The sequence below is a fragment of the Litoreibacter roseus genome (assembly GCF_009811795.1).
In the GTDB taxonomy this organism is placed as follows: Bacteria; Pseudomonadota; Alphaproteobacteria; order Rhodobacterales; family Rhodobacteraceae; genus Litoreibacter; species Litoreibacter roseus.
In genome coordinates this window covers 289,416-303,927 of record NZ_BLJE01000001.1, presented here as the reverse complement: position 1 = coordinate 303,927, position 14,512 = coordinate 289,416, and the positions used below count along the sequence as shown (strand labels likewise).

Annotated in this window: 11 protein-coding genes and 2 pseudogenes; 8 read left to right on the top strand and 5 right to left on the bottom strand. The window is 55.6% G+C overall.

Going from position 1 to position 14,512, the window contains the following annotated elements; translation table 11 throughout:
• Positions 1-156 precede the first annotated feature (156 nt).
• On the top strand, positions 157-642 hold the full coding sequence (locus KIN_RS01520; RefSeq protein WP_159804191.1) for an Lrp/AsnC ligand binding domain-containing protein: 486 nt from the start codon (positions 157-159) through the stop codon (positions 640-642).
• Positions 643-761: 119 nt separating this feature from the next.
• Here KIN_RS01520 and KIN_RS22645 read toward each other — a convergent pair whose 3' ends face one another.
• Complete coding sequence (locus KIN_RS22645; protein ID WP_159804190.1) at positions 762-1,067, bottom strand: hypothetical protein; 306 nt, start codon at positions 1,065-1,067, stop codon at positions 762-764.
• Between the two features lie 454 nt (positions 1,068-1,521).
• Between KIN_RS22645 and KIN_RS22355 the strand changes: the two are divergent.
• The 5 genes and pseudogenes from KIN_RS22355 to KIN_RS01485 all read left to right on the top strand — a co-directional run.
• Positions 1,522-1,650, top strand: a pseudogene (locus KIN_RS22355) (5-dehydro-4-deoxy-D-glucuronate isomerase); the annotation flags it as partial.
• 190 nt (positions 1,651-1,840) lie between these two features.
• Positions 1,841-2,516 (top strand): annotated as a pseudogene (locus KIN_RS22535) (SDR family oxidoreductase).
• 281 nt (positions 2,517-2,797) lie between these two features.
• Positions 2,798-3,211 carry a GntR family transcriptional regulator gene (locus KIN_RS01495; protein ID WP_159804189.1) on the top strand — a complete coding sequence of 138 codons (414 nt, stop codon included), beginning with the start codon at positions 2,798-2,800 and terminating at the stop codon, positions 3,209-3,211.
• Positions 3,212-3,373: 162 nt separating this feature from the next.
• Positions 3,374-4,276, top strand: a complete 903-nt coding sequence (locus tag KIN_RS01490; RefSeq protein ID WP_159804188.1) for a D-alanine--D-alanine ligase family protein — start codon at positions 3,374-3,376, stop codon at positions 4,274-4,276.
• 44 nt (positions 4,277-4,320) lie between these two features.
• The gene (locus KIN_RS01485) at positions 4,321-6,669 is read left to right on the top strand and encodes a hypothetical protein (protein WP_159804187.1); all 2,349 of its coding nucleotides are present in this window, start codon (positions 4,321-4,323) and stop codon (positions 6,667-6,669) included.
• Positions 6,670-6,680: 11 nt separating this feature from the next.
• On the opposite strand, the gene tcuB is transcribed toward KIN_RS01485, so the two are convergent.
• Genes tcuB through KIN_RS01465 form a run of 4 tightly spaced genes read right to left on the bottom strand, consistent with a single transcriptional unit; the run spans position 6,681 to position 12,211 of the window.
• Positions 6,681-7,811 carry a tricarballylate utilization 4Fe-4S protein TcuB gene (gene tcuB / locus KIN_RS01480; protein WP_159804186.1) on the bottom strand — a complete coding sequence of 377 codons (1,131 nt, stop codon included), beginning with the start codon at positions 7,809-7,811 and terminating at the stop codon, positions 6,681-6,683.
• Positions 7,798-9,198 (bottom strand): FAD-dependent tricarballylate dehydrogenase TcuA, encoded by a 1,401-nt coding sequence (gene tcuA, locus KIN_RS01475; RefSeq protein WP_159804185.1) that lies wholly within the window; start codon positions 9,196-9,198, stop codon positions 7,798-7,800. Before tcuA ends, tcuB begins: the two co-directional genes overlap by 14 nt.
• Positions 9,195-10,613, bottom strand: a complete 1,419-nt coding sequence (locus KIN_RS01470; RefSeq protein ID WP_159804184.1) for an aldehyde dehydrogenase family protein — start codon at positions 10,611-10,613, stop codon at positions 9,195-9,197. Before KIN_RS01470 ends, tcuA begins: the two co-directional genes overlap by 4 nt.
• Positions 10,613-12,211 carry a thiamine pyrophosphate-binding protein gene (locus tag KIN_RS01465; protein WP_159804183.1) on the bottom strand — a complete coding sequence of 533 codons (1,599 nt, stop codon included), beginning with the start codon at positions 12,209-12,211 and terminating at the stop codon, positions 10,613-10,615. The genes KIN_RS01470 and KIN_RS01465 overlap by 1 nt, the downstream gene beginning before the upstream one ends.
• 137 nt (positions 12,212-12,348) lie before the next feature.
• On the opposite strand from KIN_RS01465, the gene KIN_RS01460 reads away from it, so the two are divergent.
• Both KIN_RS01460 and KIN_RS01455 read left to right on the top strand, forming a co-directional pair.
• Positions 12,349-12,993, top strand: coding sequence for a GntR family transcriptional regulator (locus tag KIN_RS01460; RefSeq protein WP_159804182.1), 645 nt, complete (start codon positions 12,349-12,351; stop codon positions 12,991-12,993).
• Between the two features lie 71 nt (positions 12,994-13,064).
• Complete coding sequence (locus KIN_RS01455) at positions 13,065-14,495, top strand: asparagine synthetase B family protein (protein WP_159804181.1); 1,431 nt, start codon at positions 13,065-13,067, stop codon at positions 14,493-14,495.
• The last annotated feature ends 17 nt before the right edge of the window (positions 14,496-14,512 follow it).

Here is a 14,512-nt window from a genome sequence, read left to right as displayed (position 1 = left end):
GCATGAAAAATGCGCACCCCATTTAAAGCATCACACAAATTCATTGCTTCTATCACATCTCAGTATTGGTCTTTTCGCCTAGCTTATGGGACTTATGTTGGCTATATTCCGGTCTAATTGCCTATTTGACAGGCATTAATAGGAATAATGGCTGGAATGCGCAGGGTATTAGACCGAATAGATCAACGTATCCTCGATGAACTTCAGCGAGACGGGCGCCTCTCTATTGTGGAACTCGCCAGACGGGTTTTTCTGACAAAAACGCCAACTGCTGAACGTGTGCGGAGGTTGGAGAAAACAGGTGTCATCAGCGGGTATCATGCCCGGATTGCACCGGATCAGGTCGATCTCAGCCATGTGACGGTCGTCCATGTAAACCTGACCAAGACAAGCGACGAGATGCTTGACGCCTTTAATGTGGCAGTGACCCGCATACCAGAGGTTCAAAGCTGCCTCATGATCGCTGGATCGTTCGACTACATGCTCAAAGTGCGGACACGGAATATGGCTCACTTTCGCGAAGTTCTGGGCGAGCAGATCGGTAAATTACCCGGCGTGATGCAGACCCATTCCTTCGCGGTGATGGAGACCGTGAAGGATACAAACGCGATCATGATGGCCGAAGAAATCACCGCGTCTTAAAACCTCCAACCGGCCTCGCCGGTCCTCGATGTCGAACAGCAAAGCAACATGATGGCTTCATCTGAATGGAAGTACACCTGTACTTCCAGCAATCTAGCATACTAACATATCAGTACTAGCTATAGATGCGTAATAGACGCGTAGATGTCCTGCTGTGCTAGGCGCATTTCGCATTGCGAGTTTAGAAGCAAGAGGCGCTTATCGCTGATTTCCAACCCGTTTCCGCTGATCCCGGTGTAGCTCGCCAAGTTCTTGCGGATCACGCTGACCTGATGGTCGTTGCCTTCCGGTTCGAAGAAAATGCGGAGGGAAAACTTCATCAGCATCCCCACGTACAATCCACTTACATTGAAAGCAGACAGTTCCTCTCTACCATGGACGGCGAGGAAAAGCGCGTCGGCCCATGCGATAGTTTCGCCATCCATCGAAAGCCACCCATGGCTGCAAATGCGTCGAACCCGGCACGCTCATGGACTGTTTCACTCCCTCTCGTGACAAAGGCTATGGACACTGCCGCTTTGAGCGAAATTTTCCATGTGGGCTATATGTTCAAGGATGGAGAAATCCGGCGGACCTAGTCGCACTATGATCGCCTCATTGTCGGGAGCGCCTGCCCGATGGGTTTCGATCTGGTACTTGACGAGGTGAAGGAATGCGAGACGTCTTCAGTCCCTGATCGCCGCGAAATGGGCATCCTTAACATCAGCGAAACAGGGATCGTATCTTGCAACGGCGGCAGGAAGTACGACGTCATTTTGGCGCCTGCGCACCACACCCACCAAGTCGACTTGTTACGCTGAATGATGCGGCCAGCGTCAAGATGGGTGCCCGGCAGCAGCAAACGATCGGACGATCTTTCAATTAACTCACCACAACGTCATGCCGACCTGCCAGCTTGCGATGGGGTACACGATGTTTCACGTCGGGTCTGTCTGGAATACCACGCCCGCCCATTTGCACGATCGCCGTATGGAAGCATATCACTCCTTCAATCTTGATGAGCAAACCCGAGGCTTTCACTTTATGGGCAAGCCTGAGGAAACCTGTCACATCGTGATGAAAAACGAAGAAGGCATACTGTCACCACCTTGGTCAATCCACTGCGGGCCGGAACGGAAAGCTACACGTTTTGCTGGGCGATGGCGGGCGACAGCATCGACTACAAGGACGTCGAAATGATCGCGATGGAAGACCTTCGATGAACCCACTTTCGCTCAAAAACCAGACGTCCCTTGTAACCGGTGCGAATACCGGGATCGGACAGGCGATCGCTGTCGCCATGGCCGCGTAGGCGCGCGGGTGATCTGCGCCAGTCGGTCGTCCTGCGCCGATACGGTCAATCAGATCGAGCAAGGGGAAGAGCTGCATTTGGGTTTTGCAGATCCGATGGCAGCACGGGATATCTTTGTCGATCGCGAACTCGGCATCTTGGTAAACAACGCCGGAATTATACGGCGGGCGGGCCGCATCGACTTTGATGAAAGTGACTGGGATGACGTGATCGGCGTCAATCTGAAGGCCGTTTTTTTACCTGTCAGGCCTTCGCCAAAGCGATCTTCGCCCAAGATGCAGAAGGCAAGATCATCGACGTCGCATCACTTCTGTGGTTCCAAATAGCCGGGATCACCAAGCTGCTTGCAAATGAATGCGCGGCACAGGGCATCAATGTGAATGTCATCGCGCCCGGATACATAGAAACCAATAACACCGAAGCGTTGCGAGCAAATGCCGAGCGCAACAAGGCGATCCTAGAGCGCACCCCTGCCGAGCGGCGGGGGAAACCAGATGACATCGCGGGGGCTGTTGTTTTCCTTACCTCGCCGGCCGCGCAGTATATCCATGGGACCGTCAACACGTTACATCCGCAGCGGTAACTATCAGAAATGCAGCAGCTTGCTGACATCGCGCAACGGCGTACGACTTCAGACGTAGTGTTTAACTATGTTTACCAAGAGATCATCTCTCTCGAATTTATGCCTGGTACGAAAAAATATAGGAAGTCGAGATTGCCAGTCGCTTTGGTGTATCGCGCCAACCCGTACGTGATGATTTCAGTCGTCTAGGCAATCTGGGTCTGCTGCTCATTCGTCCGCAGAAGGCGGCACTGATTAAAAAGTTTTCGCTTCGAAAAATATCGACCGCGCGTTTCGTCCGGTTGGCCGTCGAAATCAAGGTTCTGCGGAAGACGGCCGCGACGTGGGACGGCTCCGGACTTGATGAACTGAACAGCAACCTAAAAGATCAGCGCTCTGCTGTTGATACGCTTGATTTCGATGAGTTTCATGCGCTTGACTATCACTTCCACCGGCTTCTGTGCCGCGTCGCCAATGCAGACATGGCGTTTGAGGTGATTGCGAAAAACAAGGCTCAGGTTGACAGGTTATGCGTGCTCAGCCTCACGGAGAAAGACCGTATGGAGCAGCTTCTCGATGATCATGAAGAGATCTTGAAGTTGCTGAAAGCTGATAGCCGCGACGCCCTCGAACAGGCCATCAGAACCCATCTCGCCCGGCTGGATTCCACTGTTGAGGCGGTGTGGAAGTCGCACAGCGACTATTTCGAAGATTAGCTTCACGCTATGCTGCGCGGGCCAAGCACTGGTTCGGATTGCCGTCCATAGATTTGTTAACCATATGGGTGCTAGACAAATGGTCCGGACTGCGCAGGCTCTCTAGCGCGGGCAGTGTCCCACTATCAGTGCCTGCGCCGCGCAACGTAATCGGGAGGCAGTATGCGTGTCAGTGTGCTAGGTGGCGGCGCTTCGTTCGAGCGGGAGGTGTCCATGAATTCCGCCCGGTTCTGCGTTGACGCGCTCAAAGACGCGTTGGATGCCACGCTGATGATCTATGACGGCGACATCACAACACTTTCGAACCTTCTCGAACGTGAAAAACCCGACGCGGTTATAAATTTGCTTCATGGAAGCGACGGAGAAAACGGACGAGTGCAAAGCGTTTTTGAACTGATGAAGACGCCGTATTCGCATTCCGGGGTTCTTGCGTCGGCGTTAGCGATGGACAAGATGAAATCAAAGCAGATCTACCGCGATGCAGGGATAAATACCCCCCACGCTGTCGAATTTGAGCTTGGCGCGCCCATTGAGAGGGGCCAATTTTCCGGAGATCGCTTTATCGTAAAACCGAGCAATGGCGGATCTTCAGACAACATATATCTGCTGAACGACTTCGACAATGTTCCGGAGATTGCGGCCGCGTGTGATCAACCGATGATGGTCGAGGACTACATTCCCGGGCGCGAGGTCACCGTGGGCATCATCGGTGACCGCCTCTTGGGCATAACTGAAGTTATCGTCGGCGATATTTTTGGCTATGATGACAAATACGTAGACGACCGGACACGGCATATCACCCCGGCCCCCTTGCCCAATGACATATACACGCTTTGTGCACAGCAAGCTTTGTCTGCGCATACCGCACTGGGGTGCCGCGGACTTTCAAGATCAGATTTTCGCTGGGACGAGACGCGCGGCGCGGACGGGTTATTCCTTCTGGAAACCAACACGCAACCGGGCATGCGCCCCCAAGCGCTTGTTGTTGAGCAGGCCGTACACGCGGGCATGAGCCATTCTGACTTGTGTCTCTGGATGGTCAATGATTGCTCTCTGGACAGATAGCATTACGAGTAAGGTATGCAGGACACCTCTTCGGACGCGCAGTGATGAATGACATTCTGAAATACCGCCGCTCTGAACGGCAGGTGGAAAATTTCAAGGAAACGCTGCGCGAAGTCGCGGCAATCCGGGAGGCGCAAACCAACGAATTGCTCGAACCTGTTCCCCGCTGGAAACAACATGAGATGTCGGTGGCCATAGCGGAAAGCGGACTAACAGTTCTGCCAATCGGAAGCGGACAACCTCCGCGTTATCTGATCGTCTCGCCACACGGAGAAGTTTGCCTCCAAGGTTCCAGAAGTTCGCGGGTCAGCGCCGTAGTTGAAGCGGTTGCCAACGACAAGCAATACAGCAAAGAGGTCATGCGGCTTGCCGGCATCCGGGTCCCATACGCGCATATCGTCGATACCTACGACGAAGTGCTTGCGGCATTCTCTCAGAGCAAGTCTGTAGTCGTCAAACCTGCCTACGGGTCCCTTTATGCAGGCGTCACAATCGACGTCACAACCGAAGAGGAACTAAAGGCGGCGTGGGCCCATGCCCGCGAGGCGAGCCCCGAGCGTAAAATTCTGATTGAAGACTTCGTGCCCGGTGCGGACCTGAGGATCAATGTGGCAGGGGGAAAGGTCTGTGTTTGCTATCTACGCATCGCCGCAAACGTCGTCGGCGATGGCACGCGATCCATTGAACAGATTGTTCATGAGAAAAACCGCAAGCGAAATACCCTTCCGGGCGTGGTTGGTAAAACTGTAAATCTGGATGATTTGGCGCAGTTTCATTTGTCCAAACAAAACCTGACACCCGCGAGTGTCCTGCCGAAAGACGAGATCGTCGTTTTAGGTCATAATCCAAATTATTACGGCGGTGCGGATTACTACAACGTAACCGATATCATACACCCCTCAATTGTCGACATGGTCGAGCGGGCAGCCAAGGCACTCGGGCCAGCTGATTTCTGGGGATTTGACGTTCTGGCGGAGAACTTCACCAAACCACTGTCAGAGCGTCGCGCCGTCATCTGCGAAGCGAACAGCCGCCCCAACGTCCTGTTTTTTCAATACATCACCCACGGTCAACGGGTGAACAACTTTGCGCATATCCTGCCCACCGTCTCAAACTTTGACGGCAACATCGACGCGTGGCCCCATGTCACCTGTTCGGCCAGATACACCGGGCGTTTCAGCGAAGGCTTTGAGGATGTTCTGGCACGGATTGCGACGGAAAACGACGTGGAGATTTCACACGATATCTCGCGCGATCAAGTAAATCTCACGTATGTCGGGCGCTCTGGCGACGTTGTCAAAGCTCATATGGCAATCACGGGATGGCGCGGCACGACGGAGAACTACATCCACAATGCAGCGCTGCAGATGGATGGCACCGAGCACGCGCTTGAGTTCGATATGGCCACACATTTCGACAGCGCCCCAAGCCAACATGCGCCCATCGGAGACGCCGAGACAGTGACGGACAGTGTACTTGATCTGATCCATCTGAGAGGGGCAGAGCCTAGGATCTTGGAAGACGGTCTGATTGAGTATTTGGCGAACGAAAGGTGGGGCTACACAACGGCGGCAAAGAACTCGACGGTTGTCGGCAATCTCTTGGCAGCCAAGCAGGTGTTCGCTCTGCGTGCGTTGCTTATGAAGGCGGGCGTGCCTGTCGCCGATCAGAGAATCTTCCGAGGGCGCAAAGTCGATATCGCGTGCGCGCATCTAGCGGCTCTTGGTACGAACGCGACCGTGACCGTCATTCCAAAACGAGGGCAACCACAGTATGTGAACACGCAAAGCCCGCAGTTTTTGAAACGGATGCTCACCAAACGGGCCGAAAACCTCGAGAGTTTTGCCATTGCGCCGCAGATCGATGATGGCCTACCCAAACTGTCCATCGCAGTAATTGAGGGCCAAATTGTTCATGCGGTTGCGGACAGTCCGCTCTTCGTTACTGGTGACGGGGCGACGAACCTGCAGAACCTCTTGAGCGCGCTTCAGTCCAAAATCACACGCTCAACGTCAGACCCTGAAACCATTTTGTCCGACGCGGATTTAGAACCTGCCGCAGTCCCGGCAAAAGGTGAGGCAGTTTTCTTCGAGACTTCCCCCGACCGGATGACGTTCGCATGCACCCACTTGATCTCGGAGGCGTTTCAGAAAACCGTCCTTGCGGCGTTTCACGCGCTGCCCGATCTTGTGATGGCAAGTATCGATCTGCGATTGTCACGGTTCGGATCAGAAAAATGGGTGGTACAAAGGATGACCAGCACACCAGATCTCAAGTTATTTGCCGAGCCTGATTTCGGTGTGGGTGTGAACATCGCGGAAGCCGTGATCGAACGGCATATACTGACAACCGGCACGAAGTGGTTTGACAAACCACTGACGCGATCGCCCTGACGGTCAATGGATTATGCCGCCGCACGCTCCCGTTCATGATCGACAGCCTGTTCGTGAGCGTGGCGCATCAGTGCTGCAAAGCGGTAAAGGCCATGGACGAACTTTCCATACGGCATCGTTACGAAGAAGGCGAAAACCACGCCAAGGTGGACGGCAAGCAGCAAACCCATAGCGGACGTGTCTCGCAACGCAGTCAGCAGCAAACCGGTCGCGCCCAGCAGAATAAGGCTCCAGAGGAAGGCTTCCCCCAGACCGTTGTTTGAGGTCGTAATGGCTTCATCCCGACGGCCCTTCTCGCGCAGCAACCCGATGGGTCCGACAACAATCCCAATGCCGCCCAGCACGCCAAAAATCTTCACCGGGGTCCACCACGGATATGGCGCCTGCCAGTCCAGCACGTAATGAAACAGCGTCCCGGTACTCGTCGATGCGAAGCACAACAGGAAGCCATACATCGTCAGGTGATGATAAAGTCTCCGTCGATCATTCGGGCGCTCACTTTCATTCATGCAGCCCATGCCGCCACCGTCCAGATAACGCAACTGTCCCGCATCTTTCGCCGCCTGCCAGAGGCTGGCGAGCGTCACCGGCATGGCGCCAGCGGCGTGCCAGAACCGTCTGAGACTTATGCCGATAGAAACGATGGCGAACAGAAACGCCGAGCCAAAAATGGCAACCATCGTGTTATGCGGCATGACCCGGTAGAAAGCCCCGCTCTCCAATCCGCTCGCGAATAAGGCTTCAGGATCAGCGAAGGCCACAAATCCACCAATGAATACTGCAACCGCCACAATCAACGAGACGGTGATCCACATTCCGTTCTTTTGGAAGAGCCGTTGCGCCGGAGCCGGCCACGCATAGTTTGCGTAGGTATCTTCGCGCAGGTCTGCCATCGCTTTGGGAACGTTGACGCCGAATTCATGAGGCGGTGCGTATTGGCAGTCGTAGTAACACGCCCCGCAGTTGTGACAGAGGTTCGACAAGAAATCGACATCGCCTGCGTTGAAGCTCTTTCGCAGCTCCATCGCCGGGAAAACTGCACAAAGTCCCTCGCAGTAGCGGCACGCGTTACAGATCGACATCTGACGCGCGACCTCGTCCTGGTGCATCTGTGTTAATTTCGCCAAATCAATTTCGGACATATCGCGCCGCCTCTTCTCCGGCGATCCGTCCGAAAACGCTGCCAATCGTCATACCGATCCCCGCAAGATATCCTTGCCCCAAAATATTGCCCGCCATGATCTCGCCAGCGGCAAAAAGGTTGGGGCTGACGGAGCCATCCGCCATAACCATTCGCGCGTCCCGGTTCACCTTGACCCCCATGTACGTAAACGTGATGCCCGGTCGCAGGGTGTACGCATAATACGGTCCTGTATCGATGGGACGCGCCCAGTGAGACTTTGGCGGCTCCAAACCCTCCGTTCTGCAATCGTCGTGAACGGTGTGATCGAATGACCCTGGCAGGCAGGCCGCGTTGAAGGCCGCAATCGTTTCTTTTACTGTCTGCGGGTCCAGATCAATTTTTGCCGCGAGGTCTTCCAGCGTGTCTGCGGTTTCGGGCGGGAACACTGATGGCATGAAAAGATCAATGGATTTCGCGTCGATGATGACGTGACCGACCTGATCCGGCTGGGCGGCTACAAGACGTCCCCAGATCGCATAACGCTTGGGCCAGAAGTCCTCGCCCTCATCATAAAAGCGCTTGCCTTCCGCATTCAAAACAACGCCAAAGGGAACGCAATCCAGACGTGTGACAATCCCGCCGTCGAATTTCGGCGCGCGCCCGTCAACGGCGACGGCGTGGCATTGATCTGGCTCGCCCGTCCGCTGGACGTCCGCGTCGAGTAGCAGCTTTAGAACACCGCCAGTATTGTAGGGCGTCCCCCGGATCAGAAAGTTCTCTGCGGCAGGTCCCCAAGCCTCTGTGAGCCACTCGATGTTCGCCTCAAATCCACCCGCTGCGGCGACAAAGGACCGCGCTTGGATCTCACGCCGCTGAGGCGCGTCGGTTTGCCAGTCGGCCTCGACATCAGCCGACAGAAAGAACCCGTTTTCGATGTTCAAACCGACAACGCGGGTGTCGTAGAACACGTCGACCCCGGCATCCTCAGCGGTGATATAGAGCGCGTTCAACATGGAGCGTCCGCCACCCAGAAAGAACGCATTTGTCCGCCCCAAAGACAATGTACCGCCCAGCGACGGTTGGAACCGGACACCTTGCGCGCTCAAGAAATCCCAAAGCTCTTTCGAGCGCTCAAGTGTCAATTCGGCCAATTCTTCGTCAGTCACGCCCTTCGTGACGCGCATCAGATCATCCATGAATTCATCTACTGGATAGGGACCGGTCAAAATGCCGTTCCCTTCGTCATGGGCAATTCGGCAGTTGCGGGTATGGCGTGTGTTACCTCCCCGCCACGCCTTAGGTGCGGCCTCGACGATACAAACCGATGCGCCTCCTTTTGCCGCTGCAATCGCGGCACACAGCGCAGCATTCCCGCCGCCCGCAATCAAAACATCATAGTCCTTCACGTGCGCAATCCTGAAAACGTCACCAGCCGCTCCTCGCTCATTTCGCGGACCGCGTATTTTGGGCCTTCGTGGCCAAACCCGCTGGCTTTGGTACCACCATAGGGCATCAGATCGACGCGGGACGAGCTGGTCTCATTAATATGAATGCCCCCCACTTTCAGTTGGGTCGCTGCTTTAAAGGCATCCTTGATCCGGTCTGTGAACAAACCCGAAGCCAGACCGTAGGGCGTCGCGTTTATGCGTGAGACGGCGTCGTCGAGCGAGGCTATGGGAATGATGCAGGTAACGGGGCCAAAAATTTCTTCCGTCAGCGCGCGTGTTCCAGTCTTAGGGCTGTTGATCACAGTGGGGGATACGACTGCATTGCTGCGGTCTCCACCTATCAAAAGCGGTTCGTCTTTCAGAAGGTCTGCAACCCGCTCTGCCGCAGCAACAGATATCATGGGCCCAACATCGACGCCCGGCTCAGCTGGGTTGCCGACCGTCAGCGCCTTTGCACCCGCCAGAAATGTCTCTTTGAAGTCTTCCAGAACCGTTTCATGCACCATCAACATCTGGATGGAGGTGCAGACCTGACCGGCTTTCCGGAAGGATGCGCCGACACATTTTTGCGCGGCATCTTTAATATCAGCATCATCCATCACGATGGTACCGGCAATGGACCCAAGTTCCATCTGGGTCCGACGTAGACCGGCAGCCGCGTGGATAGCAGCACCTGCAGCCGTAGACCCTGTAAAGGCGTAGAAAGCAGGGCGCGGGTCAGCCAAGAGCGCTTGCCCAACTTTGACGCCGCCTTGCAACACCGCGATGGCACCGTTTGGGGCGCCTGCCTCAGCAAAGCATTCAGCCAGCAGCGCGGATGTCAGCGGCGTCTTATCGGAAGGCTTCAGGATCACCGCATTCCCCGCCGCGAATGCCGGACCGACCTTGTGACACACCGTGTTCAGTGGCGCATTGAAAGGCGTGATTGCGACGACTGTTCCCAAAGGAACACGCAGTGTAAAACCAATGCGTCCGCCACCCGAGGGTGCCCCGTCGAAGGGAATGACGTCGCCCGCTAACCGCTTGGCCTCCTCCGCAGACAAAGCCAAGGTTTGCAGAGCCCGGTTGATTTCGCCGTTCGCATCGTTGATCGGAAAGCCCGCCTCGCTGGTGATTACCTGCTGGAACCTGTCTCGCCGCTCCGCCACCAGATCGCGTACGCGCATCAAGATTTCGTAACGCGCGTAGGCTGACGGTACACGTGCGCCGTAGCGCTCTGCCAGTGTCATGGCTTCTTCGATATGTGTCGCGTTTGCGGTCGTAACACGGGTCAGTGGCGTTAAATGATACTTGTCCAGCACCTCAAAAGTCACATCGCCGGGATGGCTTTGGTTCGCGTAAATGCTGCCGGTCCAGATGTCCGAAACTGCCATCAGAACTGCGCCAGATATTGCGCCGGATCGATCCGGGTGCCAATCACAAGGGGCGTATCCCCAACGTCCTGTGACAGGGCGTCTGCAAGGGCGCGTTCAGTTTCAACCACGATCCCGTTGCACGCCATGGATTGCGCCATCAGCACCGTATCGGTTTCCTCGATGACCGTCCCGGTAGACGCATACTGGCGGGCCATTTGCTTCAGTTCGATCCGGTTAAGCGATTGATCCAGAAACACAACAACCTTGATACCAAGTTTCATTGAGGCGGCGAGACGCAGCTCACTTTGCACCATAGCCAAGCCTCCGTCGCCCGTAAAACAGACCACTTCCCGCTCGGGATGGACGATCTTTGCGGCAATTGCGGCTGGCAGGGAGAAGCCCATCGACGACAGACCGTTCGTCATCAACAGCTGGCGGGACCCGGATGGCCGCCACCCCTGCCCCACGAGCAACTTGTGGCTACCAACATCCGTCGTGACGATCGCATCACTGCCAATTGCACCGCGCGCCACATGTATCACATCGGACGGGTTGAGCGTGCCAGAAACGCGACCCGCATCAAACGCCGCTTGGAGCGTTTCGCGGTGGGTTCTCATCTCTGCGTGACTGAAACCGGTGCCTGCTTTGACCCCATCGGTCAGCATTGCCACGGTTTCAGAAAGTGGCCCGACAACCTCGATGTCTGCTGCATAAATCTGGTCCGTGTTCGCAACCTCATCGATGTGAAGCACTGGGGCCTGCACGGACCACGGCTTAATCAGTTCCACTGCGTCGAAACCAATAGCGAGGATCAGGTCCGCTTGGTCGAGAAAGTCCCACATCACCGTATTACAAGCCATGTCGAGCGTTCCGGCGAACAGCGGATGATCTTCCGAAACTGTACCCTTTGCCATCGGGGAGGATACGACAGCCGCGCCAATGCGTTCCGCCAGCGCGGTAATTGAAGAACCGGCGTCGCCCTGCATCGCTGAGATGCCGTAGAGAATAATCGGTTTTTCCGCTGCAGCGATCTGCAGGATTGGATCAGCTCCGTTGTCGGACACCACAGCGACGCCCATCCCGAGCGATTTTGTTGGTGGCAATCTGATCTCTGAATCTTCTGCAACTGCGCCAACAACGTCTGCGGGTGTAGACAAGTGAACAGGCCCGGGTCGCGGTGCAGTTGCGGTCCGGTGCGCTTTGCGCAGCACGTGACCCGCCGTATGGGGCATCACATCCGCGACGTATTTCGCGACCGGCGCAAAGATTGCATGTTGGTCGACGACCTGGTGGGTGAATGTGGGCAGTCGCTTTGTGTCAATCTGACCGGACAAGGCGATCATCGGAGTTCGATCCAGATAAGCATTGGCCAGTGCATTGACAAGATTGGTCGATCCTGGTCCCAGAGTCGAAAGCACGACGCCCGGTTTTCCAGTCAACATTCCATAGGCCTCCGCCATCAAGCCAGCCGTTCCTTCGCGCCGCGCCAACACGAAGTCCACGCCTTCCTTCCGGCAACCTTCGAGAAACTCAACCGACGGATCACCTGGGTATCCAAAGATCGGACCGATCCCCGCAGAAGTTAGATATTTGGCAATCACCTCGGAAACATTCATCACTCTCTCCTGTGCCGAGTGGTGGTTTTACCGTCGGCTTTAAGATTGTATTACATTGTATACAATTTTAGTTGCAAGCGATTTTTGTGGACCCGGATGAATTTCTGCGTTTGATCAACGGACCAAAGGAACAGGCCATGGCGCAGAAGAAACTCACAGCAGATGACGCGTATCGCGCGTTGCACGACAAGATTATCGCGGGCGACTTGAAACCGGGCGCAAAACTGCGCGAGGTCGAGATCGCAGAAAGCCTTGGCGTGTCCAGAACACCTGTGCGCGAGGCTTTGCGGCGGCTGGAAAGTGACGGTCTGCTCACCCATGCCCCGCACAAGGGCGCCGTGGTTAAGCAGCTGGATTTCCAGTCTATCTCGGAACTCTACAAAATCCGTGAGGTTCTTGAGGGAACAGCAGCCGGCCTAGCGGCCCGACAAATGTCAGAGGTCGAAATCGCGGCGCTTTATGATATGCTGCCCGCGCAGATCGAAGTAAAGGATAATGAGGTTGAGGCCTCGCGTCTGAACAAGCTTTTTCATCGCACAATCTGCCACGGGGCCAGCAACAGATACCTCATCGAGATGATTGACGGACTGGACCTGTCCATGGCCCTGCTGGGTCGGTCAACCTTAGGACTGGAGGCCCGGAAGGATCAGGCAATTTCCGAGCATCGGAAGATTATCGACGCCATTGCCGTCGGAGACGCAGTCGAAGCCGAGGCGGCCGCGCGTAAACATATTCGGTCATCTCATGCTGCCCGCTTGAAAATCTTGCTGGAGGACAGCTAGCCGCCGCGGTTGACAGATGCGGGCGATCTTTGTCTGCTCGGCGCGACAGATCTTCGAAAGCCCATGCCTTTATGACCGTGCGCCCCACCGCCCTGACGAGTTGCGAACAGAGCAATCGAGACTTTGCAGAAACCTTCATCTACCAATTCATCCTGTCGCAAGAGGCTTCGCTTGACACGCCGGGCTGGCAAGAAAAGGCCTGCAACGGCTGGACGCTTCGACATTCCGAAAAGCTTGATACTGCACCACTGACCGATGCGAATGGTAAGCCAGTCGGGTTTCTTCTGGGCATCGCAGTAGACGCAAATGGCAAGTCCCTGCACAAAGGCGTAAAATTCAGACTGGCTGCAACAGATCCCGGTTTCATTGATGCGGTCGAAGAGACGATCACGGGGTGCGCCGGGCGCTACCTCTTCGCTGTGCTGACGCCAGAGTTCCAGAGCGTCTATACTGATCCGGTCGCCGATCTCGGCATGGTTTATGATCCAACAACCCGCATTGTGGCTTCTTCGCTGATGCTCGCCCTTCGCGATGACATTTTGCCCAACGAAGTTGTGCCATTTGACGACATCCGGTCGGGCGCACAGTTCTATACCCTGGGGCACACTCGGGACCAGCGCGTAAAGCGCATGCTGGCGAACTTTTATCTCGATCTCAGAACGTTCACGACCGCGCGCTTCTGGCCACGACCGGACACCGATCTGGAGGTCCGTCAAGATACACCGGTCGAAACAACAGACCTGATCATCGAACGCCTGAGAGCCGTGTTTTGTGAGATCCTGCGAACCCAGACATGTATGGTCCCCCTGTCCGGGGGACGAGACTCCCGATGTCTAATCGGCGTGGGATCGGCAGAAATACACCGCGCCCGAACGCTCTTCACGTGGCGGTTTCATCGGCAGTCCGGGCTCGATTCAGAAACCGCAAAGGTCATCGCACGTCGCCTTGACCTCCCCCATGAGGAATACCTGTTTCAAAAACTGACCATGCGTTCCAAACAGACCTATCTGCTTCGCAACGGCTACGCGATTTACGGCACAGCGCTGCGGTCGCTTGGGATCATGGAAACGCTGCCCGAGGGTCACGTTCTGCCTCGGGGCAACATCATGGGAATCCTCAGGGCAACGAATTGGACAGGGCAAAGCGAGGGCCCTTTGAACCTCACACATGCGATCAGACGGCTTCGTCTTGGCGAGGCGTCCGGCGCGGCGCATTCCACGACAGACCGTTGGACCCACGAATTTATGATGTGGTATCAGACGTTGCCCGAGGTTGGACGCTCTAAAGTCTATGATCTGCTCTGGACCGACATTGTGCTTCCGCACAATCAGGGTGCTCGGGAATATGGGGTGCCGAATAACTTTATCGTAAATCCCTATAACGACCGCCGCCTGCTTCAGCTCTCAATGCAGCTTCCGTTAGCGTTTCGCAGGCGCGATAAAGCGTATGATCAAATCGCAGAACGGACTGTCCCGCACCTGAGCGACATCCCCTATATCTGAGCCAGGATCAGTCCCGG

Bases quoted from the DNA above. Each gene is read 5' to 3' on its own strand.
- KIN_RS01520 (WP_159804191.1), top strand. From the start codon at position 157: ATGCGCAGGGTATTAGACCGAATAGATCAACGTATCCTCGATGAACTT.
- KIN_RS22645 (WP_159804190.1), bottom strand. From the start codon at position 1,067: ATGGATGGCGAAACTATCGCATGGGCCGACGCGCTTTTCCTCGCCGTC.
- KIN_RS01490 (WP_159804188.1), top strand. From the start codon at position 3,374: ATGCGTGTCAGTGTGCTAGGTGGCGGCGCTTCGTTCGAGCGGGAGGTG.
- KIN_RS01485 (WP_159804187.1), top strand. From the start codon at position 4,321: ATGAATGACATTCTGAAATACCGCCGCTCTGAACGGCAGGTGGAAAAT.
- tcuB (WP_159804186.1), bottom strand. From the start codon at position 7,811: ATGTCCGAAATTGATTTGGCGAAATTAACACAGATGCACCAGGACGAG.
- KIN_RS01470 (WP_159804184.1), bottom strand. From the start codon at position 10,613: ATGGCAGTTTCGGACATCTGGACCGGCAGCATTTACGCGAACCAAAGC.
- KIN_RS01465 (WP_159804183.1), bottom strand. From the start codon at position 12,211: ATGAATGTTTCCGAGGTGATTGCCAAATATCTAACTTCTGCGGGGATC.
- KIN_RS01460 (WP_159804182.1), top strand. From the start codon at position 12,349: ATGGCGCAGAAGAAACTCACAGCAGATGACGCGTATCGCGCGTTGCAC.
- KIN_RS01455 (WP_159804181.1), top strand. From the start codon at position 13,065: ATGACCGTGCGCCCCACCGCCCTGACGAGTTGCGAACAGAGCAATCGA.